Annotated in this window: 24 protein-coding genes; 12 read left to right on the forward strand and 12 right to left on the reverse strand. The window is 46.9% G+C overall.

The window, feature by feature from the left end:
- Positions 1-182: 182 nt before the first annotated feature.
- Positions 183-1,673 carry an MDR family MFS transporter gene (locus I8U23_RS12830; RefSeq protein WP_198051115.1) on the reverse strand — a complete coding sequence of 497 codons (1,491 nt, stop codon included), beginning with the start codon at positions 1,671-1,673 and terminating at the stop codon, positions 183-185.
- Positions 1,674-1,794: 121 nt separating this feature from the next.
- On the opposite strand from I8U23_RS12830, the gene I8U23_RS12835 reads away from it, so the two are divergent.
- The 3 genes from I8U23_RS12835 (at position 1,795) to I8U23_RS12845 (ending at position 4,148) form a co-directional block, all read left to right on the forward strand.
- Complete coding sequence (locus I8U23_RS12835; protein ID WP_049719613.1) at positions 1,795-2,136, forward strand: DUF2614 family zinc ribbon-containing protein; 342 nt, start codon at positions 1,795-1,797, stop codon at positions 2,134-2,136.
- Positions 2,133-2,591, forward strand: coding sequence for a thiol-disulfide oxidoreductase DCC family protein (locus tag I8U23_RS12840; protein WP_049719612.1), 459 nt, complete (start codon positions 2,133-2,135; stop codon positions 2,589-2,591). Before I8U23_RS12835 ends, I8U23_RS12840 begins: the two co-directional genes overlap by 4 nt.
- Before the next feature lie 147 nt (positions 2,592-2,738).
- Positions 2,739-4,148: an AMP-binding protein gene (locus tag I8U23_RS12845; protein WP_049719611.1), complete on the forward strand. Its 1,410-nt coding sequence runs from the start codon at positions 2,739-2,741 to the stop codon at positions 4,146-4,148.
- A 58-nt stretch (positions 4,149-4,206) separates the two neighbouring features.
- Here I8U23_RS12845 and I8U23_RS12850 read toward each other — a convergent pair whose 3' ends face one another.
- The gene (locus tag I8U23_RS12850; protein ID WP_037996248.1) at positions 4,207-4,644 is read right to left on the reverse strand and encodes a Fur family transcriptional regulator; all 438 of its coding nucleotides are present in this window, start codon (positions 4,642-4,644) and stop codon (positions 4,207-4,209) included.
- 229 nt (positions 4,645-4,873) lie between these two features.
- Here I8U23_RS12850 and I8U23_RS12855 point away from each other — a divergent pair, with 229 nt between their 5' ends.
- On the forward strand, positions 4,874-5,245 hold the full coding sequence (locus I8U23_RS12855; RefSeq protein WP_049719610.1) for a DUF4383 domain-containing protein: 372 nt from the start codon (positions 4,874-4,876) through the stop codon (positions 5,243-5,245).
- A gap of 65 nt (positions 5,246-5,310) precedes the next feature.
- Here I8U23_RS12855 and nth read toward each other — a convergent pair whose 3' ends face one another.
- The 6 genes from nth to I8U23_RS12885 all read right to left on the reverse strand — a co-directional run bounded on the left by nth (position 5,311) and on the right by I8U23_RS12885 (position 8,521).
- The gene (nth, locus tag I8U23_RS12860) at positions 5,311-5,973 is read right to left on the reverse strand and encodes an endonuclease III (protein ID WP_037996252.1); all 663 of its coding nucleotides are present in this window, start codon (positions 5,971-5,973) and stop codon (positions 5,311-5,313) included.
- Positions 5,974-5,992: 19 nt separating this feature from the next.
- Positions 5,993-6,763 carry a class I SAM-dependent methyltransferase gene (locus tag I8U23_RS12865; protein ID WP_037996253.1) on the reverse strand — a complete coding sequence of 257 codons (771 nt, stop codon included), beginning with the start codon at positions 6,761-6,763 and terminating at the stop codon, positions 5,993-5,995.
- A 91-nt stretch (positions 6,764-6,854) separates the two neighbouring features.
- Positions 6,855-7,322 carry a thioredoxin-dependent thiol peroxidase gene (gene bcp, locus I8U23_RS12870; RefSeq protein WP_037996254.1) on the reverse strand — a complete coding sequence of 156 codons (468 nt, stop codon included), beginning with the start codon at positions 7,320-7,322 and terminating at the stop codon, positions 6,855-6,857.
- 380 nt (positions 7,323-7,702) lie between these two features.
- Complete coding sequence (locus I8U23_RS12875) at positions 7,703-7,963, reverse strand: hypothetical protein (protein WP_037996256.1); 261 nt, start codon at positions 7,961-7,963, stop codon at positions 7,703-7,705.
- Positions 7,887-8,093, reverse strand: coding sequence for a spore germination protein (locus I8U23_RS12880; protein ID WP_082240704.1), 207 nt, complete (start codon positions 8,091-8,093; stop codon positions 7,887-7,889). Before I8U23_RS12880 ends, I8U23_RS12875 begins: the two co-directional genes overlap by 77 nt.
- 20 nt (positions 8,094-8,113) lie before the next feature.
- A complete protein-coding gene (locus I8U23_RS12885) occupies positions 8,114-8,521 on the reverse strand; it encodes an Hsp20/alpha crystallin family protein (protein WP_049719609.1) in 408 nt (135 codons plus the stop codon).
- A gap of 146 nt (positions 8,522-8,667) precedes the next feature.
- Here I8U23_RS12885 and gerPC point away from each other — a divergent pair, with 146 nt between their 5' ends.
- The 6 genes from gerPC to I8U23_RS12915 all read left to right on the forward strand — a co-directional run bounded on the left by gerPC (position 8,668) and on the right by I8U23_RS12915 (position 13,980).
- Positions 8,668-8,985 (forward strand): spore germination protein GerPC, encoded by a 318-nt coding sequence (gerPC, locus tag I8U23_RS12890; RefSeq protein WP_049719608.1) that lies wholly within the window; start codon positions 8,668-8,670, stop codon positions 8,983-8,985.
- 61 nt (positions 8,986-9,046) lie between these two features.
- Complete coding sequence (locus I8U23_RS13495; RefSeq protein WP_049719607.1) at positions 9,047-9,562, forward strand: fluoride efflux transporter FluC; 516 nt, start codon at positions 9,047-9,049, stop codon at positions 9,560-9,562.
- Positions 9,453-9,776: a FluC/FEX family fluoride channel gene (locus I8U23_RS12900; RefSeq protein WP_232335546.1), complete on the forward strand. Its 324-nt coding sequence runs from the start codon at positions 9,453-9,455 to the stop codon at positions 9,774-9,776. The genes I8U23_RS13495 and I8U23_RS12900 overlap by 110 nt, the downstream gene beginning before the upstream one ends.
- Before the next feature lie 239 nt (positions 9,777-10,015).
- Positions 10,016-11,608 (forward strand): alpha-glucoside-specific PTS transporter subunit IIBC, encoded by a 1,593-nt coding sequence (locus tag I8U23_RS12905; RefSeq protein WP_198051116.1) that lies wholly within the window; start codon positions 10,016-10,018, stop codon positions 11,606-11,608.
- A gap of 147 nt (positions 11,609-11,755) precedes the next feature.
- The gene (locus tag I8U23_RS12910) at positions 11,756-13,102 is read left to right on the forward strand and encodes a 6-phospho-alpha-glucosidase (protein ID WP_037996264.1); all 1,347 of its coding nucleotides are present in this window, start codon (positions 11,756-11,758) and stop codon (positions 13,100-13,102) included.
- A gap of 110 nt (positions 13,103-13,212) precedes the next feature.
- Complete coding sequence (locus I8U23_RS12915) at positions 13,213-13,980, forward strand: MurR/RpiR family transcriptional regulator (protein ID WP_049719604.1); 768 nt, start codon at positions 13,213-13,215, stop codon at positions 13,978-13,980.
- Between the two features lie 59 nt (positions 13,981-14,039).
- Here I8U23_RS12915 and I8U23_RS12920 read toward each other — a convergent pair whose 3' ends face one another.
- The 3 genes from I8U23_RS12920 to I8U23_RS12930 all read right to left on the reverse strand — a co-directional run bounded on the left by I8U23_RS12920 (position 14,040) and on the right by I8U23_RS12930 (position 17,349).
- On the reverse strand, positions 14,040-14,792 hold the full coding sequence (locus I8U23_RS12920) for a sporulation protein (RefSeq protein WP_049719603.1): 753 nt from the start codon (positions 14,790-14,792) through the stop codon (positions 14,040-14,042).
- A 43-nt stretch (positions 14,793-14,835) separates the two neighbouring features.
- On the reverse strand, positions 14,836-15,579 hold the full coding sequence (locus tag I8U23_RS12925; RefSeq protein ID WP_052186751.1) for a sporulation protein: 744 nt from the start codon (positions 15,577-15,579) through the stop codon (positions 14,836-14,838).
- Between the two features lie 78 nt (positions 15,580-15,657).
- On the reverse strand, positions 15,658-17,349 hold the full coding sequence (locus I8U23_RS12930; RefSeq protein WP_037996149.1) for a coiled-coil domain-containing protein: 1,692 nt from the start codon (positions 17,347-17,349) through the stop codon (positions 15,658-15,660).
- A gap of 253 nt (positions 17,350-17,602) precedes the next feature.
- On the opposite strand from I8U23_RS12930, the gene I8U23_RS12935 reads away from it, so the two are divergent.
- Positions 17,603-18,895: a glutamate-1-semialdehyde 2,1-aminomutase gene (locus I8U23_RS12935; RefSeq protein WP_049719601.1), complete on the forward strand. Its 1,293-nt coding sequence runs from the start codon at positions 17,603-17,605 to the stop codon at positions 18,893-18,895.
- A gap of 21 nt (positions 18,896-18,916) precedes the next feature.
- The gene (locus tag I8U23_RS12940) at positions 18,917-19,315 is read left to right on the forward strand and encodes a globin domain-containing protein (RefSeq protein ID WP_049719600.1); all 399 of its coding nucleotides are present in this window, start codon (positions 18,917-18,919) and stop codon (positions 19,313-19,315) included.
- 34 nt (positions 19,316-19,349) lie between these two features.
- Here I8U23_RS12940 and I8U23_RS12945 read toward each other — a convergent pair whose 3' ends face one another.
- Positions 19,350-19,694: a hypothetical protein gene (locus I8U23_RS12945; protein ID WP_037996151.1), complete on the reverse strand. Its 345-nt coding sequence runs from the start codon at positions 19,692-19,694 to the stop codon at positions 19,350-19,352.
- Between the last annotated feature and the right edge of the window lie 257 nt (positions 19,695-19,951).

The following is a 19,951-nucleotide window of genomic DNA, read 5'->3' on the forward strand; positions in this document are numbered from 1 at the left end:
CTCTCAAGAATTAACGAGTCATGTCTTCACTCTTCAGTTTTCAAGGAACACTTCATTTCACTTTGTTTGTGCCGCTCTCTCGCGGCGACAAATATGATATTATCATCTTCCCCGACACAAGTCAACACTTTTTTAAAAAATTTTATTCCCAATGAACAGAAGAAGGAGACAGTCGTCTCCTTCTATGCCCGATCACTCACTGTCCTTGCCTGAACATCCGGCTTTCCTGCCGGCAAAGCCAACGTCAAGCCCAGGTTGACCACCGCAATTCCGATTAAAATTAAAAAAATATGATGCATGCCCAGTGCCAATGTTTCGCGCAAACCCGACAAAAGCCCTTTCGGAACCGCGGACAATCCGTGTGCATCCAGCAGGCGGTTGATTTCGGAAACCGGGATCTGCATTTTTTGATTCCATGCATTATTTTGCAATGACAGGTTAAACAGCGCTCCAAACACCGTAACCCCCACCGTTTGTCCAAGTGAGCGCAAAAAGGTGTTGGACGCGGTGGCCGTTGCGCGCAGGTTCCATTTTACAGAGGATTGGACAATCACCGTGCAAACCGTTATCACAAAACCGAAGCCGAATCCGTTCGCCAACATGACAACCGGCAAGATCCAACCCGGGGTGTGAATATCAATGTTGCCCAAAGCCAGACATCCCGCCAATATAAATAGCATGCCGAAAAACGCTGTCAGGCGGGGGCCCGTTTTCAACATCAACCGTCCGCCAACAAACGCCCCCGACATCCAGGCAAGCGACATGGGCAACAAAACCATTCCCGACCCGGCGGCACCGTAACCGATCACCCCTTGCACCCATAAAGGTGTATATACATTTAAAGCAATCAAAATCGAACTGGCCAAAAAGGAAATGACATTCGCCACCAAGATGGACGGGATCTGGAACAAGCGGAGCGGAAGCATCGGTTCGCGAGCCTTGGTCTCAATCCAAAAAAACAGGATAAAACCGATCCCCCCTGCAGCCGCAAGTCCCTGCAAATAAGGAGTGGTCCAAGAGACTTCCGTTCCCCCGACCGAAAGCACAAACAACAAAGAAGTGACTGCAATGAAAAAAGTCAAAGCGCCCAAGTAATCCACTTCCGGCTTTTCCTTTATTTCCCCTTCCTCCTTTAAGAACAACATCACCATCAACATGGCAAGCAACCCGAAGGGCAAATTGATATAAAAAATCCACCGCCAGGAAACATAATCAACCAAAAAACCTCCGATCAAAGGGCCGACCAACCCGGCCAATCCCCAAACCGAACTGAATAACCCCTGCACTTTGGCCCGCTGCTCATACGGGTAAAGATCCCCGATAATGGTAAACGTGGTCGGATTCAGCGCACCGGCCCCGACTCCTTGCACCGCCCGGAACCAGATCAGCCAAGTCATGGAACCGGCGGTTCCCGACAGCATGGAACCAATCAAAAACACAATTCCCCCGAACATAAAAACCCGCTTACGCCCGAACAGATCCGCAAGCTTCCCGAAGATCGGAATGGTCACCGTCGATGCCAGCAAATAGGCGGCAAATACCCAACTGATATATTGAATCCCCCCCAAATCGCTGGCAATACGCGGGATCGCCGTGCTGACCACCGTCACTTCAATCGCTGACAAAAACGTGGCAATCAACATGGCCACGGTCACTTTTTTTCTGTCTGACATTTCCGTCCCCCTCACATTTCATGCAATCATTATTCCGCCGGTCCCATCAACCGCTGTTACATTGTACAAAAAATCGGTTCATGATAAAATCTAGCTGATTTCAACTTGAAGGAGGAGCATCATGCTGCTGTCCGGGAAACTGAATAAAATACGCACTTTTGCCATGCTTTTGATCTTTGTCGGAGTCGGGGTCATGTACCTGGGTTTCTTCTTTGAAAGCTTGATGGTCTTGTTTTTTGTCCTCGGTATGATTTTCGTTTTGGCCAGTGTGGGGATCTACTTTTGGGTCGGCATTCTTTCCACACACTCGGTGCAGGTCGTTTGCCCTTCCTGCAACAAACCGACCAAAATTTTGGGCAAAAAAGACGAATGCATGCACTGTAAAGCCATCTTGTCCCTGGATCCGAAAGATGCTCCGGCGGAAGCACTTTCCGGGTCACCCGACGGGAGCATGGAAAAGTGAACCATAAAAACCTTCTTCCGTCTTCCCTGAAGCATTACGGGATCATTTTGTTTGACGGGGACTGCTCCTTCTGCGACGGATGGGTGCGGTGGATCATTCAACGGGATTCCCAAGGTTATTTTCGGTTTGCCTCCTTGCAATCCGAAGAAAGCGAATGGCTTTCCCGACACCTTGGAGTCCCTTTTTCTGCGCTTGACTCGGTCATTCTCATTGAACAAGGGCGTTATTTCATCCGGTCCACGGCGGTTCTTCGCATATTACAGAGATTACCCCGTTTTTCAGTCTTCACCAGGCTGTTTTTCCTCATTCCACGCCCCTTGCGCGATGCGGTCTACCGGGTTGCGGCAAGAAACCGCCATCGCTGGAACCGGAAAAAGCAAACTTGTCCGGTCCCCACCCCGGAACAACAAAAAAGACGCCTGAAGTATGTTTTGGAAAAAGAAGATTCTTTCTAATCCAAACCAACGATTTGTTGGTTTTTTCTTTTTTCTTACAAAAAAAGGATTCCACCGAGTTTTCTCGAACAACTATGCGTAAAGTCCTCCGATGATATGCATCCGATCCGGACTATGTATGTATTGAAAGAAAAGGAGGCAAAACACGTGAAATCACATAATCTTCTGGAAATGTTGTCGCGAACCGTCAAACGGTTTCCGGAACGAACGGCACTCTCTTGGGAAGAAAATGATGAGTTACATAAATTGAGTTATCAACGCCTTTGGAACATGATCCGGGATTTTGCGTTCGGTTTGGAAAAAATCGGAATCCGCTCTGGCGCAAAGATTGCTATCATCGCAGAAAATCACCCCCGCTGGGTGATCTGTGAATTTGCCGTTTTAAGCTTGGGAGCCACAAGCGTGCCGATTCATCCCAACCGGCATCCCGATCAGATCCGAAAAATTTTGAGACACGCCGATGCGACAGGGATCATTACGGATCGGTATGAATTGCTGGAAAAGGTAAAAGGTGCATCCAACCTGCTGCAACATTCCATTTTGCTAAACGGAAAAGCCGATGGATCTCTTGGAGCTTTGCAATTTGAAACCATTATCCAAATCGGCCAATCGATTGCAAACGAAGAGCAGGAATGGGCCTATCCCTCCATCCAGCCTTCGGATGTCGCGATTATTTATTACCCGAATGACAAAACGAAAACCGAAAAAGGGGTTCTACTTTCACACGGGAATATTCTGAATAATCTCCAGAGTTTTCTGTACGTGATCCCATATACAAAACACGACCATCTGCTGTCGGTGTTATCCCTGTCCCATCCTTTCGAGCGGATTGCCGGGTACCTGGCCCCGCTGGCAACAGGAGCGGAGATCACTTACATCGCCAGGGATGCCAACTGGGTGAAAGCCAGCAAACGGATCAAACCGACGCTGTTCTCTTTGTCGCCGGTTTTGGTGCACACCATCTATGAGTATTTGAATAAACAGATCCAATCGTCTCCGGCAAAAAAATATTTATTTCAACACGCCCTGCGACAAGCAGAGAAAATATACGGATTGAAAAGAAAAGGATACAACTGGTCCGTCCCTTCATCTTTGCAACTGCATCATTCCATATCACAAACCCTCTTGTTTGCGCCTCTTCAAAAGCAATTGGGCGGACGGGTCCGGTTTATTCTATCCGGAGGGGCTCCTTTGAATGAAAAAGTTCATCGCTTTTTCTGGTGCATCAATCTGCCGGTGGTAGAATCGTATTACCTAACCGAATGCGCTTCAGTCATTTCCGCAACCAACCTGTCCTGCCCGCAACCGAAAACGGCGGGGAAACCCCTCCCGGGGATCGAACTCCGCATTCAAGCCGACGGGGAATTGATGATTAAAATCCCGCAAGTCATTTCGGGTTATTACAAGATCCCCTTATCAGACACCAACGTTTATACCAACGGATGGATCAGCACCGGGGATCACGCGGAAATGGATGCCGATGGCACGTTGCACAATCTTCGCCGCAAGGTGGAACTGGATCCCCAAAAAGCCGTTTTGCCGACCGCCGTCCACTAAGAGCCGATGGCTGGTTTCAGCCCCTAAAAAAACCCTGCTTCCAAACGGGGCAGGGTGTTTACTGTTTCGATTTCATTTGGCAATCCGGACAAATTCCGTATATTTCCAAGCGGTGGGTGTGAACCTGATAGTTGGTGATTTCCGCCGCTTTTCTTTCAATCTCAAGAAGAGGCATGTGGTCAAAATCCGTGATTTTGCCGCATTTCCGGCAAATCACATGATAATGATCCATCATATTGGCATCAAAACGGCTGGAAGAATCTCCGTACGTCAATTCACGAACCAAGCCGGCATCTTTAAACAACCGCAAATTATTATAAACCGTGGCAACACTCATATTGGGAAAAGTGCCTTCCAATGACTTGTAAATCTCATCAGCTGTTGGATGTCCCATGGTTGAATAAAGGTAATTGAGAATCGCATGGCGTTGCGGCGTCATACGCACACCATTCTCTTTCAGGGTTTCAACAGCCTTCTCTAGTCGGCTGTTACTCATCTATTTCCACCTCTCTAATATGTTCGCAGCAAAAAGGAACGATTCTAATTTAATAATATATATAATTAGTCTACTTCTTGTTTTGCCTTCTTGTCAATGCGGTTTCAGCGCCCGCACTTTCTCTTGAATCCCCCCCGCCGGTTCACATTCTTCCCTCAAATGAGCATGTTCCGGAAAAAAAGATCATATATTTCCACCAAAAAACAAAAAAAGAAAGTGAGTGAATTCCATGTTGAAATTATGGTCGCAAATTTACGGAGGAGTTCTCACACTGATTGGGATCGCCGGTTTCTTCCTGTCATCCAATGAGTCCCTCCAATTGACGCTCACGCACAATCTCATTCACTTGTTGAGCGGTCTGATCTATTTGGGGGCGAGTCTGAAAGAAAATTGGGACCGGCTTGCCATGAGAGTCTTTGGTATCCTTTATGGTTTGCTGGCCGTTTACGGTTTATTCAGCGACCAACTCTTCGGCCTTGTAAACATTACTCTTACCACCGAAATCTTTAATTTCATCGTCGCTTTGGGTGCACTTTACCTCGGATTTGTCCACGAGCGGATCAGCCAAAAACAAGAAAAAAAGGAACAAGCAAACACTTGAACCTTTCACCAAAGGCATGATGCCCGGCCGGCGGCAATTCATGCCTGTTTTTTTATACCGGGGGGTCATTTCTTTTCCGGAACATCTCCCCGGTTTTTTCCATACCAGCAATAAGGAAGTAAATCACAAATATCACATTTGGGATTCCGGGCCGTGCAACAACGACGGCCGTGCCAGATCAGGCGGTGATGGGTATCACTCCACTGGTTGCGGGGAATTTTTCGCGTTAATTGGCGTTCGGTTTCAAGCGGGGTCTTGCTGTCTGCCAATGCCAAACGATTGGCCACCCGGTGCACATGCGTGTCCACTGCCAAGGCCGGGACACCAAAAGCATTGGAAAGCACCACATTGGCCGTTTTGCGGCCGACCCCCGGCAATGCTTCCAGCTTCTCTCTCTGTTGCGGAACTTCCCCTTCATATTCTTCAACCAGAATCCTGCAAGTTTGCAGGATATTTTTGCTTTTATTCCGGAACAGCCCGATCCCGCGAATGTGTTCAGCCAACTCTTCCTCAGTCAATGTGATGAAATCATACGGGGTCGGAAACTTGGCAAACAGGGGTTTGGTGATTTTATTCACTTGTTTGTCCGTGGATTGCGCAGACAGAATCGTGGCAATCAAAAGTTCGAACGGATTTTTGAAATTGAGTTCACAATGAGCGTCCGGGTACATCTGCTCCAAAAGCTCCAGGATCTTCCCTGTTTGGACTCGTTTCGGTTTCGGTTTCAAAACACTCCCTCTTTCTTGTCTATTTGCGTTTGACTGCTTCGATGATCAATTCCTGGCTCCGGTTGTCAAAAGGCTGATAACGAAAGTTCCCATACCGCCGGACCACTTTAAATCCGCAGAAAGTGAGCAAATGATTCAGTTCCGACGGATAAATGTACCTTAAGCGAAAGGTGGTCCGGATCCGCTCCATGAGCCGGCCGGACGGGCTGTAGTGCTCAAAATAACGAATGACATGAGCCAGCTGGGAAAAATGATCAAATTCAGTAAAGTCATAAAGCTCAACCGTTTCTTCCGTCCCCGGCACAGGAAACGTTCCTCTGTAGGCATACTGATTATCCATTTCATATAAATGCTTGATGAACGGGACAAAAACATTAAAGGCCAAAATCCCATCATCCGTCAAATGATGACGAATGCATTTCAACGCATTGACCTGATCCCGCACCGTCAACAGATGCAAAAAAGACCGGTAAGGAATGATGATCAGGGGGAACTTCCGGTCCAGACGGAAGTCCGCCATATTGCCGTGTACCCACTCGGTTTCCCCGTCCAAATTCATCTCTTTAGCCTTTTTTTCGGCCCTTTTTAACATCGGTTCGCTCAAATCCAACCCGACGACGGGGATTCCTTCCCGCGCAATCGCAAGGGTGCACCGGCCGGTTCCGCAGCCCAATTCCAAAACGGGACCGCCCTGTTGTTTGGCCAGTTCGGTGTAGTAAGTGATGTCATGATCCAGCCCCGTTGAAGTCCAGTCATAATAGTCCGGCCAATCATATGTATGGAAATCCATGTTCCACCTCCGTCCGTCCAACGGCAAAAATCAATGAAACCACCAAAACAATTGATCAGAAGGGTTTCACCGGGAAACCCTTCTTACCGTCCTACTGTAAGTTTTCTTTGACAAACTGCAGAACTTCCTGCACATGATCTGCAACCTTCACTTTCCGGTAAGCTTTGGCAATCTTCCCCTCTTTATCAATCACAAATGTGGATCGTTCAATTCCCTTGTACTTTCTTCCAAACATGTTTTTATCTTTGATCACTCCGTATTTTTCACAAACCTCTCCCTCCGGGTCACTCAACAAAAGGAAAGGCAAATTCTGCTTTTCAACGAACTTTTGATGGGAAGCAATGGAATCTTTGCTGATTCCCAAAATCACGGTGTTGAGATCCGAAAATTCCTGATAGGCATCCCGAAAGTCGCAAGCTTCCCTGGTACAGCCCGGTGTCTGATCCTTGGGGTAAAAAAACAGAACCACATTTTTGCCTTTGAAATCAGATAAAGTCACGGTTTCCCCGTTTGTGGCTTCAAGCGTAAAGTCAATGGCATGATCTCCTTCTTTGACCATAGGAATCCACCTCCTGAATGCTTCCGAAAACGGTAAACATATTTTAACACTTCTCAGAAGGAGAAGAAACGTTCAGCCCTTACCGTAAGGTTACGGAAATGAATTAATCGTAATAAACACGATTGGATTTATAATAAAAATAATTCCTGATCACTTCACAACCATCACGATGGTGACCACGGATGACCAGCGAAGAAAACAGCTTTTGCTAATGGGCCCTGCGAGAGAATCCCAACCTCCTTCCGCTTGAGGAAAAAGAATTCGTTCAAAAATCCGTTCCCTCTTGCTTGTCCGACCGGGATTTGCCCGATGGTTCAAGCATCCCGAAAGAATTCTTTTTCTCCTGACGGTCCGCAAACGAGAAAAATACAAACCACAGTTCAGGCAGACATGGTGGTCGGAGGTGTCGGCTCCGGTGTGGGCGTTTCTACCTGTTGCGGAGCTTCTTCCCCTCCTCCCTTTTTTGAAATGATATTTAAAGTTGTTCCCACGTTAAACGATCCAGCATCTCCCACCGTATAAATCCGAATGGATTGAATACACACTTTCAACAAGAAAACCACCTCAATCGTTTTGATCAAATTGATCGGGATCAAAATATACATTCCGCTCAAAATCCAAATTCTTTGGAAAATCGCCAATCGGTGAAGATCCTCCCAACGATTTGGTCAAGCTGTCATTCCCCACATTGATCGTGTTTCCAAAATTGACTGAACCTGAGTTACTTATATTGTTGATTTTGATGTTCAGAATGTTATTGATGGTCCCCACGCTTTCCCCTCCTCATGGTGTCATATTTGCAGGGATCGGGTCTGCCTTGGCTTCTTCGGAAAACGGATTTCCAAAACCCCCCGGCGGTATCTGGCATGCGTGTATCTTTTGGATACCGATGCCTGTAAAGGAATCACCTTTTGAAACATGCCTTTTTTTCTTTCTGAGAAGATGGTTTGATACCCCTCATACGGAGACGGATAATCCCCTTGAATGATCAAATTGTTTCCTTCCAATTTCAAATCCAAAGCATGAACGTTTTCCAGTCCGGGCAAATTGACCACCACAATCACTTCATTTTCCCCGTGATAAACATCGGCTGCAGGTTCATCTTGACGGGCCGCCGTTTGCATGTCTTCAAAAAAGTCCTCCCCCAAAAATTGACGGGCCAGCTCATGCCAGGGCATTTTGCGGAAAGTATTTTTCACCCATCATCTCTCCTTTTGCCGGTACATTGGTATGATGCCCATATTTTATTCGATGCGGGCCCGTCTTGTCACAAGGAGGGCATGAATTAAGAGACCCTCATCATATAATGGAACAAGGATAAAAAGAATCCGGGGGAATGGTTCGCATGTACCAGCATCCGCTTGATTGGATAGATCAACGGCTAAAAGATTTGGAACAAGAAATCCGGCGCCTGCAACAAGAAAACCATCAACTGAAAGAGGACCTAGAGCAACTGAAACCCGTGCACATCGAAAAAATGGAATATAAAATCCACGAATTGCATGTCCAAACGTTAAGCGGGACTTTAAATATCGGACTGACCGCCAACGGAGAAGATGCCGGTGTGGGAGAAATCATTGAAAAAATGGTAGACAACCACGCTTCCCAAATCGTGGTGGAAGACGAAGAAGAAAAACAGGAACCGGCGGAATCTTCTTCATAATGTTGCCGGCAGTTGCAATTTGATCTAATCTTAAACCAAAAAAAGCGAAGGAGCTGCCGGTATGAGAATGATCATTGCTGTCGGGATCGGCGGTGCCGTCGGAACCTTGCTCCGCTTTGGGGTGGCGCAGGCTTTTAATGACCCCGTTTTTCCGTTCGGAACCTTGATCGCCAATTGGACAGGCTGTCTCGGGTTGGCCTGGTTGAATGAACAAACGAAAACCGCTTTTTCTCCTGTTTGGCAAAAAGGATTGGGCACCGGACTTTTGGGAGCATACACCACTTTTTCAACACTGTGCGTGGAAACCCATCTCTTGCCTCCGCTTTTATCCCTTTTTTATATCGTCGTCACCGCCACGGGCGGCCTGCTTTTTGCCGCCTGGGGGTTTGGCTGGCCCAAAGGGGGAAAGCCGGTTGGAAATGATGTGGATTGCTTTGGGCGGGGGAATCGGAGCCATATGCCGTTGGCTGGTCACGGAGGCGTTTCCCGCCCGGGATGGGAAATTTCCGCTCGGAACATTTCTTGTCAATATGACTGGTTGTTTCATCATGGGGCTTTATTTGGGATGGGTTCATGACCGGTTGCCGGTCGCCTGGATGATGGCAAACCGTCCGTTTGTAGCGGGTTTTCTCGGCGGTTACACCACCTTTTCCACTTTTTCATATGAAGCGGAGAGGCTCCGGCAACAAAAGCGAAAGGGGAAATTTTGGGCTTATCTCCTCTCCAGCCTTTTCCTCGGTTTGTTTTTGGTTTGGTCCGGTTTTCACATCTCCTCCGGCATGGTTTCGTAAAAAAATTCTATGGTACAGGCGCAAGCCAGCCATGGAGTTTTTTTATGGGAAAGTTTTTATGCAGTGTGAAAATGTACAAAAAAAGTGATTCTGTTTCAAAATGAGCAAAAACAATTGTTGGAACGTGAATTATAAGATATTTTATTTGTAAGCGTTAACAATTTGTTCGCATCTCAATTAAAAGATAACAAAAATCTCAGAAAAACATGCTATGTAAATTAAAAAAAGGAGTGATTTCCATGCTGCAAAAGTTCCAGCGCTTCGGGGCAGCCATGTTTGTACCCGTTCTGTTATTCCCCTTTGCCGGGATCATGGTCGGGCTGACCACCCTGCTGAAAAATCAGGATATTATGAATGCCCTTGCACATCCCGATAGCTTTTGGTACAAATTTTGGACCGTGATCGAAGCAGGCGGCTGGGCGGTGTTCAAACAAATGCCTTTGCTGTTCGCAGTGGGCCTCCCGATCGGCCTGGCCAAAAAGGCCCAAGCCAGAGCCGTTTTGGCTTCTTTGATCTCTTATCTGACCTTTAACTATTTTATCAATGCCATTTTGACGATTTGGGGACCCCAATTTGGCGTTGATTTTGAACAAGAAGCGGGCGGAGTGAGCGGACTGACGGAAATCGCCGGCATTAAAACGTTAGACACCAATATCATTGGAGCCATCCTTATTTCTGCTATCGTCGTTTATCTTCATAACCGTTATTTCGATAAAAAGTTGCCTGATTTTTTGGGGATTTTTCAAGGGACCTCCTATGTCGTCATCCTCAGTTTTTTTATCATGCTGCCTTTGGCACTCCTCACATCCTGGGGTTGGCCGGTCATTCAAAAAGGCATCGCTTCCATGCAAGGGTTCCTTGCTTCGTCAGGGGCCTTGGGCGTCTGGTTATATACATTTCTTGAGCGGATTTTGATCCCGACCGGATTGCACCACTTTATTTACGGTCCTTTCGTCTTCGGTCCGGCCGTGGTGGACGGCGGAATCGTAAAATATTGGGTGGAACATTTGAGCGAATTTGCCACCAATTCGCAATCATTAAAGGAAATGTTCCCGGAAGGCGGTTTTGCTTTGCACGGACTTTCAAAAATATTCGGAATTACAGGCATTGCACTGGCCATGTATGTCACGGCCAAATCCTCTAAGAAAAAAATCATCTCCGGGATGTTGATCGCGGCAACACTCACTTCTGTGATCGCCGGAATCACGGAACCAATTGAATTCACCTTTTTGTTCGTTGCGCCGGTTCTCTTCCTGATTCATGCCCTCCTGGCGGCAACCATGTCCACCATCATATACTCCCTCGGGGTTTCCGGAAATATGGGGGGCGGATTGCTTGAAGTGGCCATCCAAAACTGGATTCCGCTGTTTAAATACCACAGCGCCACTTATTTGGCTCAAATCGTAGTCGGCTTGATCTTTACGGCAATCTATTTCTTCCTGTTCCGCTATTTGATTTTGAAACTGGATGTGAAAACGCCGGGCCGTGAAGATGACGAAGAACAGGAAACCAAACTGTACACCAAAAAAGATTTCCAAGAAAAACAAGCGGCCAAGCAAAAGAAAAATGATTATGCGGAAAAAGCCACCCGGTTTTTGGAAGCATTGGGCGGGCCGGACAATATTGCGGAAGTGACCAACTGCGCCACAAGATTGCGCGTCACTGTGCATGATGAAACCAAAACGGCACCGGACAAACAATTCCTCTCCGCCGGGGCCCACGGGGTCGTTAAAAACGGAAAAGCCATCCAGGTCATCGTCGGTTTGTCTTCCCCGCAGATCCGGGAACAGTTTGAGAACCTGTTGAATCATCCAAACCGGGAAAATGCATAAAATGGTGGCGGGAAAATTTCCATACTCACGTGAAAAATAACAAGATGTGTGATTATGAACAGCATCCGCCCGATCTGTTGTTCTCTCGTCACCAGGTTGTTATAACTGAGTTGTAAGCGGTCACGAAAATAAGGAGGAATCAGCAAAATGAAAAAATTCTCCATTGTCATTGCCGGAGGAGGCAGCACCTTTACACCGGGAATTGTCTTGATGCTTCTTGAAAATTTGAATCAATTTCCGATTCAGAAATTAAAACTTTACGATAATGATGCAGCCCGCCAGTCGACGATTGCCGAAGCCTGCAAAATCATCCTGAAAGAAAAAGCGCCGGGAATCGAGTTTTTGGCCACCACCGATCCGGAAGCAGCATTCACCGACGTCGACTTCGTCATGGCACACATTCGGGTTGGAAAATATGCGATGCGGGAACTGGACGAAAAAATCCCGTTGAAACATGGCGTATTTGGTCAAGAAACATGCGGCCCCGGAGGAATTGCCTACGGCATGCGCTCCATCGGGGGAGTCTTAGAATTGATCGACTACATGGAAAAATACTCTCCCGATGCATGGATGTTAAACTACTCCAATCCGGCGGCCATTGTCGCCGAGGCCACCCGGCGCCTGAGACCGGATTCCAAAGTGCTCAACATCTGCGACATGCCCATCGGCATTGAAAACCGCATGGCTCAAATTCTGGGACTTAAAAGCCGCAAGGAAATGAAGGTCCGTTATTACGGATTGAATCATTTCGGCTGGTGGACGGATATCCGTGATCAAAACGGGAACGATTTGATACCCAAACTGAAAGAACATGTCCGAAAACACGGTTACACCGTCCCCAAAGATGATGCCGACGCAAGCTGGAGCGACACCTTTTTAAAAGCCCGCGATGTCTACGCACTGGATCCGGACACCCTGCCGAATACGTATTTGAAATATTATTTTTACCCGGATTATGTGTTTGAACATTCCAACCCGGAATACACGCGGGCCAATGAAGTCATGGAGGGCCGGGAAAAATTTGTGTTCGGTGAGTGCCAAAAAATCATCGAAAACCAATCAACCCAAGGTTCCAAACTGCATGTTGACGAACACGCTTCCTATATCGTGGATCTGGCACGCGCCATCGCATTCAACACACAAGAGCGGATGTTGTTGATTGTTGAAAACCAAGGGGCCATCTCCAATTTCGATCCGACCGCCATGGTGGAAATTCCCTGTATCGTGGGAAGCAACGGGCCCGAACGCATCGCCATCGGAGAAATCCCGCAATTCCAAAAAGGATTGATGGAACAGCAAGTTTCCGTTGAAAAACTCGTGGTCGAAGCCTGGATCACCCGCTCTTATCAAAAATTGTGGCAAGCCCTCACCTTATCCAAAACCGTTCCCAGCGCCAAAGTGGCCAAAGCCATCCTGGATGACTTGATTGAGGCAAACAAAGATTATTGGCCAAAACTGCACAAAGAGGATGTCGTCGTGCGTGAAGATTTATAAACAGGGATCCGTACACCATACGGACGGAAAGTGCAAAGAGCTTGTACCTCTTTGCACTTTTTGTTTTAATTTTTATAAAGGAATTCTCTTGGTGCAGGGAGGAGAATCATTTGACATTAGAAGAACTTATCAATGAACATTACAACAAGCTCAATGAAACCGATTTACACATTTTGAGATACATTATGAATCACAAAGACACGTGCTATCAATTGGGGATTAATCATCTGGCCGACCGGTGCAATGTGTCCCGCTCTTCCATCTTGCGTCTGGCACAAAAGCTGGGCTTTACCGGTTACAGTGAATTTCGCATTTTTTTGAAATGGCAGAACCAGGATAAAACAGTGAAAAATAAAAGCAGTATTGAAATTCTGGAAGAAGACTTTCGCGAGACCATGAAATATATACAGACCAAGGACTTTTCGGACATTTGCAGATTAATCGATGAGGCGCAGAAATTATTTGTTTTTGGCACGGGAAATGCCCAGCGGAATTGTGCATTGGAACTGCACCGGATGTTTCTGCCTCTTCAAAAGTATATGAATGTGATTCCCTCTCACTCTGAATTTGAAATCGTCGTCAAGGATATGACAAAAAACGACCTGGTCTTTATTTTTTCTTTATCGGGAGACACCCCGTCCATCTTTCCCGCCGTACAAACCTTGGTGGCCAAAGGCGTTCCTTTTGTTTCCGTCACGAATCTGGTCAATAACCGGCTGGCCAAAATGACTCCGTATCATTTGTATGCCAGAAGCTCGACCATTTCCATCCATAACGGAATTCATCTGGATACCTTTGCTTCCTTTTTCATGATCGTGGAAGCGATATTCAGCCATTATGTGGATTTCATCAATCAGAAAAAAGAAGAAACCAACTGAAAAAGGCATTCCACTTCATGGTGGAACGCCTTATCCACAGGAATCCGGGGATTTGCCCGTTAAATATACTGCTCCACGATTTCGGTGAATCTTTCCTCAAACGGGTTCTCTTTATCTTCCAGCTCTTCTCTTGTCACCGTAAATCTCATCAGCCGCTCATCCAGATTCAGCGCTTCTTCCATCGAACTCATCAAATCAATGGCTTTGCGGTCCAAAGTCATGATGACATCCAACGAATCATGATCGGGATAAAAAACCATGCTGATGTCATCAAAATACTCTTCATACTTGCCCATTGGCGTCATGCGATATTCCTGCACAAAAGGATGGCGGGAATAAAATTTGTCAAACGCATAGTCGACACTGGTCAACCGAAATCCGACATTTTCCGCCGCATGCAGCACTTTGTCCACCAACGGATGGGGAAGAACTTCGATGCCGTCGGTATCTTTCGGGTCGATCGCCATTTTGATATCCAGTCCGGTTTTTAAATAGATGGGGCACCCTCCGGTTGAAATCGGGGCATCCAACGGCATTTCAATTTCAAACGGAATCACTTTGCTCTCCCTTTCTCCGATTTCAAATGTGTCCGTGATCCGAAACTGGCTGATGACATGCTTTTGATCTTTTCCTTCATGATGATACCGGACAATCAGGTACAAATAGATTTCATCAATTCGTTGTTCCGTTTGCCCGCCTTGAATAAATATTTCCCCTTTAATCATTTCTCCTTGGCGGTACGTTGATTTTTCAAGCCGGGTGTCCACCTTGGCGGCTCCGACACCCAAGCCGGCTAACACTTTGTTAAACATGCTTTCTCACTCCAATCCCAAATAAGCATCCGTCCTTTTTCTGTTAATGCATTTTGCGGTTCAGCATTTCATCAATTTTTTCAAGCGGATCCCGAATCACCCGCTCGTTATTGATCATGAGGGTTCCTTTGGGATCATGGTATTCCCAGGAAAATTGACTGTTTAAAACACGGTCGGAACGGATCAGCTCGATATCCATCCGGATTGACATATCCGTCACTTTGAAGAATACGTTCAATTCATCGACATATCCGTGATAACGGCCTGTCGGGCGGAACTGAAACATCTGGAAAAAAGGATAAGGCTTCTGTTGCGGATCATATTCGTTATGTATCCGATATAAAATAAAATCAGCATCCTCAATTTTTTTCAAGATTTTTTGCACCAAATTCGCGGGCACGACTTCAATTTTATCCAGATCGGTGGGATCCAGGCTCATTTTAATGTCCAATCCCGTCTTCAGGTACACAGGAAAGCTTCCCGTCGACATGGGCGTTTCCATGGGGAGTTTAATTTGAAACGGAACCTTTTTGATCTCGTCTTTTTGAATGATCATGGAATGGGACAAAGGATATTGTTGCATGAGATGGGAAGCTTTTCTTCCGTTTTTGGACACCGTCACCATCAGGTACATGTAAATGTCATCGATTTGCTGTTCGGCTTGTCCCCCCCGAATCTTGATTTCCCCCTTGATGACATCCCCCGGCCGGAATTGTTCTTCCTCGATCTGCGCATCCACGGTGGTTCCGCCGATGCCCAAACGGGCCAATGATCTGTAAAGAACCATGTTTTCAATCCTTTCCAGCTTAAAGATAAAAACCGTTTAAGAAGGAGAGAACAGGAAACCCGCTCTCTCTTGTCCACCTTATTTGGGGTACATTTGGTTCATATACTCCTCGAACTGTTTCACCAATTCGTCGTGATCCTTGTTTTCTTTAGCCAGTTTTTCCTTACGCAAGCGCTCGCGGTCGTCCTGCTGCGGTTGGGTGTTTTCTTTCGGTTGTTCGTTTTCTTTTTTCGCTTTGTTTTCTTTTTCCAAATCCAACAAGCTGGCACGCGGTTTGGTGTCCGGGGTGATCAAGTAATGCCTGGATGTTTGCTCCAACTCTTCGCGATGCCGTTCCAGGCGTTTTTTGGTCTGGCTTTCCAAAAGATCCCGTTGTTGCTGCAGCAACTCCTCTTGGCGTCTTTTAAATTCTTCCTCTTGTTTTTGCAGCAAAGACTTCGCCATCTCTTCAAATTCTTTTTGCAACTTCTCCCGTAATTCTTCTTCTTTTTTCTCCAAATCTTTTTGCTTCTGTTCCCACTTGATCCGTTCTTCTTCCACTTTGGCCAATTCTTTTTGCAGCCGCTCTTCTTGTTCCAATGCGATGCGTTCTTGCTCGAGCCGCTCCTGTTTCAAGCGCTCTTCTTCCTGACGGGCTTTTTCTTCTTCTTCTTTTCGTTTTTGTTCTTCAAGCATGCGTTCTCTTTCCGCAATCTCCCGTTCCCAATTCTCCCGCTGTTCCGGCTCTTCAATTTGTTGTTTAAACTCTTCTTTCTGCTTTTGCAACAACTCTTGTTCCCGTTTTTCAAATTCCAGCCGCTGACGCTCCAGCAACTCTTGCTGGCGCTTTTCCAATTCTTTGCGCTGTTTTTCCAAGGCTTCTTTTTGTCTCTTTTCAAATTCTTCTTTCAAACTTGCGATATAATCTTCTTCCTGTTTCTTCTGTATTGTTTCAGGTATATCGGATGTGACCTTCGCGGCCTCCGCCTTTTTTGTTTCTGCCGGTTCTTGGGGTTCAGAAGCGGAAGAAACCGGGGTATCGGTTGTGGATGGCTGATGTTTCACTGGAGATTTTCGGGGTTTGGGGTCCTTCTTTTTCTCCCCTCCGCTGCCAAACAAACGGTCCAACAGTCCCACTTTCTCATACTGCTTGATATGGGACAAGACCGAATCAGGCGAGTCGTTTTGCAAGCTCCGTTGAATTAACCGCACCATCTTTTTCGATGCCTTGAAATCGTTCGGCAATCTTTGAATCGGCTTATCCACGGGTTCGCCGGATAAAAGGGAATAAAAAAAGGTTCCCCAATCGAGTATGTTTTTTTGTGCCGTAATGGTTTCCGTACCGCAAAATAACACCTTCAGCTCCTCATTATGTTCCGTCACCCCGATATTTCCGGGATCCAAAAGCAAATACATCCGCATCGGTTGCGCCCTCAAATCCTTTTCCAACCCAAGCAGTTGCTTTCCCCATTCGACCAGTTTCGCCTCTTCCACCTCATGATTGGCAAAAACCTCCCGCAAAGGCAGGATGGGAACATAAGGGCGGACAAATACGATCGAACGGTCTTCGGCATACACATCTTCATAAGGAATCACCAACGGATGTTCAAAGGAGCGGTAGTGCGCAATCGCACGGGAGATCGGCGCTTGTTTTTCCAAACGGGATGACTGCAAGTAGTAGCGTTGCGAACCTTTTCGGGCAACCGCCAGTTCACCGTCAAAAAACCGGACGACATATTCGATTTGATATAAATCTCTATAACGCTCACCGACTTGAAATCTGAATGACAAGATACTTCGCCTCCATCTTCCGTTCCCAAAATATATATAAACTCCGAAAAATCGACATATATACCCAATTTCAGCATATCACAGGATGATTCACAGAGACAATCCTCCCTAGGCATTTTCTGTGCATCACGTTACAATTAAAAAAGGGACTTGTTTCGTCAGTAAAAAAAATATGATGCATGGTTCCTGCACATGACGTCGTTTTTTCAAATCGTCATCAAATGTCACAAAGGAGACGAAATGGGGGATATTCTTGAATATACAGCAATCGGAAAAACTTTATCAGGAAGCATTGGATGTCATTGTCGGCGGTGTCAACAGCCCGTCACGGTCTTTTCGTGCAGTGGGAAACGGCACGCCGATCTTTATGAAAAAAGCACAAGGCGCTTATTTCTGGGATGAAGATGGAAACCGGTATATCGATTATCTCGCGGCTTTCGGCCCGATTATTTTGGGGCATGCCCATCCGGTGGTGACGGCGGCGATTGTTGAACAGGCCGCCAACGGGGTGTTATACGGAACGCCGACGGAAAAAGAAGTGCGTTTTGCAAAAATGTTGCGGGAAGCCATCCCGTCCATGGAACAAATCCGCTTCGTCAACAGTGGAACGGAAGCGGTCATGACAACCATCCGTTTGGCCCGCGCTTATACCAACCGCACCAAAATCCTGAAATTTGCGGGCTGTTACCATGGTCACTCTGACTTGGTTCTGGTGGCCGCCGGCTCAGGCCCTTCCACCCTCGGCACTCCCGACAGCGCCGGTGTGCCCGTCAGCATCGCCAATGAAGTGATTACCATCCCTTACAACAACATCGAAATCTTGGAAGAGACCATGGAAAAATGGGGAGACGAAATCGCCGGCATCTTGGTCGAGCCGCTGGTCGGAAACTTCGGGATCGTCCCGCCCCAACCGAATTTCCTAGAAACCATCAACCAATTGGCCCATCAAGCAGGCGCCTTGGTCATTTATGATGAGGTGATCACCGCTTTCCGCTTTCATTACGGCGGAATCCAGGATTACTATCATGTGGAGCCGGATCTGACCGCCTTGGGCAAAATCATCGGCGGCGGACTTCCCATCGGGGCTTATGGCGGAAAAAGAGAAATCATGGAAAAAGTCTCCCCGATGGGGCCGATGTACCAAGCGGGAACGATGGCAGGAAATCCGTTGTCGATCTCCGCGGGCCTGGCATGCATTGAAACCTTAAAGCAACCCAACACCTACGAACGACTAGAAAAAATGGGCAAAACATTAAACAACGAGATTTCCCGTTTGGCCGACAAATATGGCTTGAACATCACAATCAATCAAGTGGGGGGAGCATTGACCGTCTACTTCACCGATCAGGAAGTGACCGACTACGAAGGAGCCAAAGCAGCGGACAGTAAACAATTCGGACAGTTTTTCCGGCTGATGCTGGAAGAAGGGGTTTACCTTGCTCCATCCAAATACGAAGCTTGGTTTTTGACAACCCAGCATTCGGAAGAAGACATCCAATTCACTTTACGTGCCGTCGAACGGGCTTTCAAAAAAATGAAACCGTAACATTGTGGAAAAGGTGATTCGATGGAACGAAACGAACCTGTCACGATCTATGAAAAAATCGGGGGAGCAAAGAAAGTCCGGCAATTGGTCGAAGCATTTTACCCGCGTGTCATCAAACATCCGCTTTTGAAGCCGATCTTTCCGGAAGACATCCTCCCTGTGATGGAAAAACAATACTTATTTCTTACGCAATTTTTCGGGGGCCCCCCGCTCTACAGCGAAAAATACGGACACCCCATGCTTCGGGCACGCCACATGCCTTTTCCCATCACCCCGGAAAGAGCCGAAGCCTGGCTGGAATGCATGAGCCAGGCATTGGATGAAGTGGAGATCGGCGGGAAAATCAGAGAAGCGATCTGGAGCCGTTTGGTCTTGACGGCCCACCACATGGTGAACCAACCTTCCAACCGGCAACCGTAAACAAAAAAGCTCCGGAAACTTGTCCGGGGCTTTTTTAATCCAACCACTGACGCCACCATTTTTTCAGCACCGACAAAATCTCCACCCAAACGCCTTTTTCCGCGGAATCATTGCCCTTGTTGGCATCCGGTCGCCGGTCATTGTTCGGATTGATGTGGCCGGGATCAAAGCCGATCAACTCTTCACAAGCCAATCCATCTTGGTCACTGTCCAAGCCATCGATATTCAGATGTTTGGATCCGCCTTTTTCTTCAAAATATTTCTGCGACTCGCTCCAGTTCTCAAATGAATGACAGCCCATCTCATTGGCCCAGGTTTCACCGCTTGACAACAAAAAAGAAACCAAAAGAATCCATCCGCATACCGTCCATCTTCGCAACCATCTTTCCCCCTTTCCAAAACCCTTGTCGCGTCATCCCAAATCAACAGCCGCCTCATTCCATTTATACTCTTTGAAATTAATTTTTTCCAATCACAAAGATTGCCATCTGTCCGCAAGAATTCATTTTGTTGCCAGTTACTCAAACACAATTTACCCCTTTTTAACGACTCCGTAAACATCCCGCAAAAACATGAAAAAAGAAGGAACTTGATTAAAATTATTCCGTTTCTGCCCCTTTATCGTTTGCAAAATCC

Source organism: Thermoactinomyces sp. CICC 10735, assembly GCF_016055175.1.
Taxonomy (GTDB): Bacteria; Bacillota; Bacilli; order Thermoactinomycetales; family Thermoactinomycetaceae; genus Thermoactinomyces; species Thermoactinomyces vulgaris.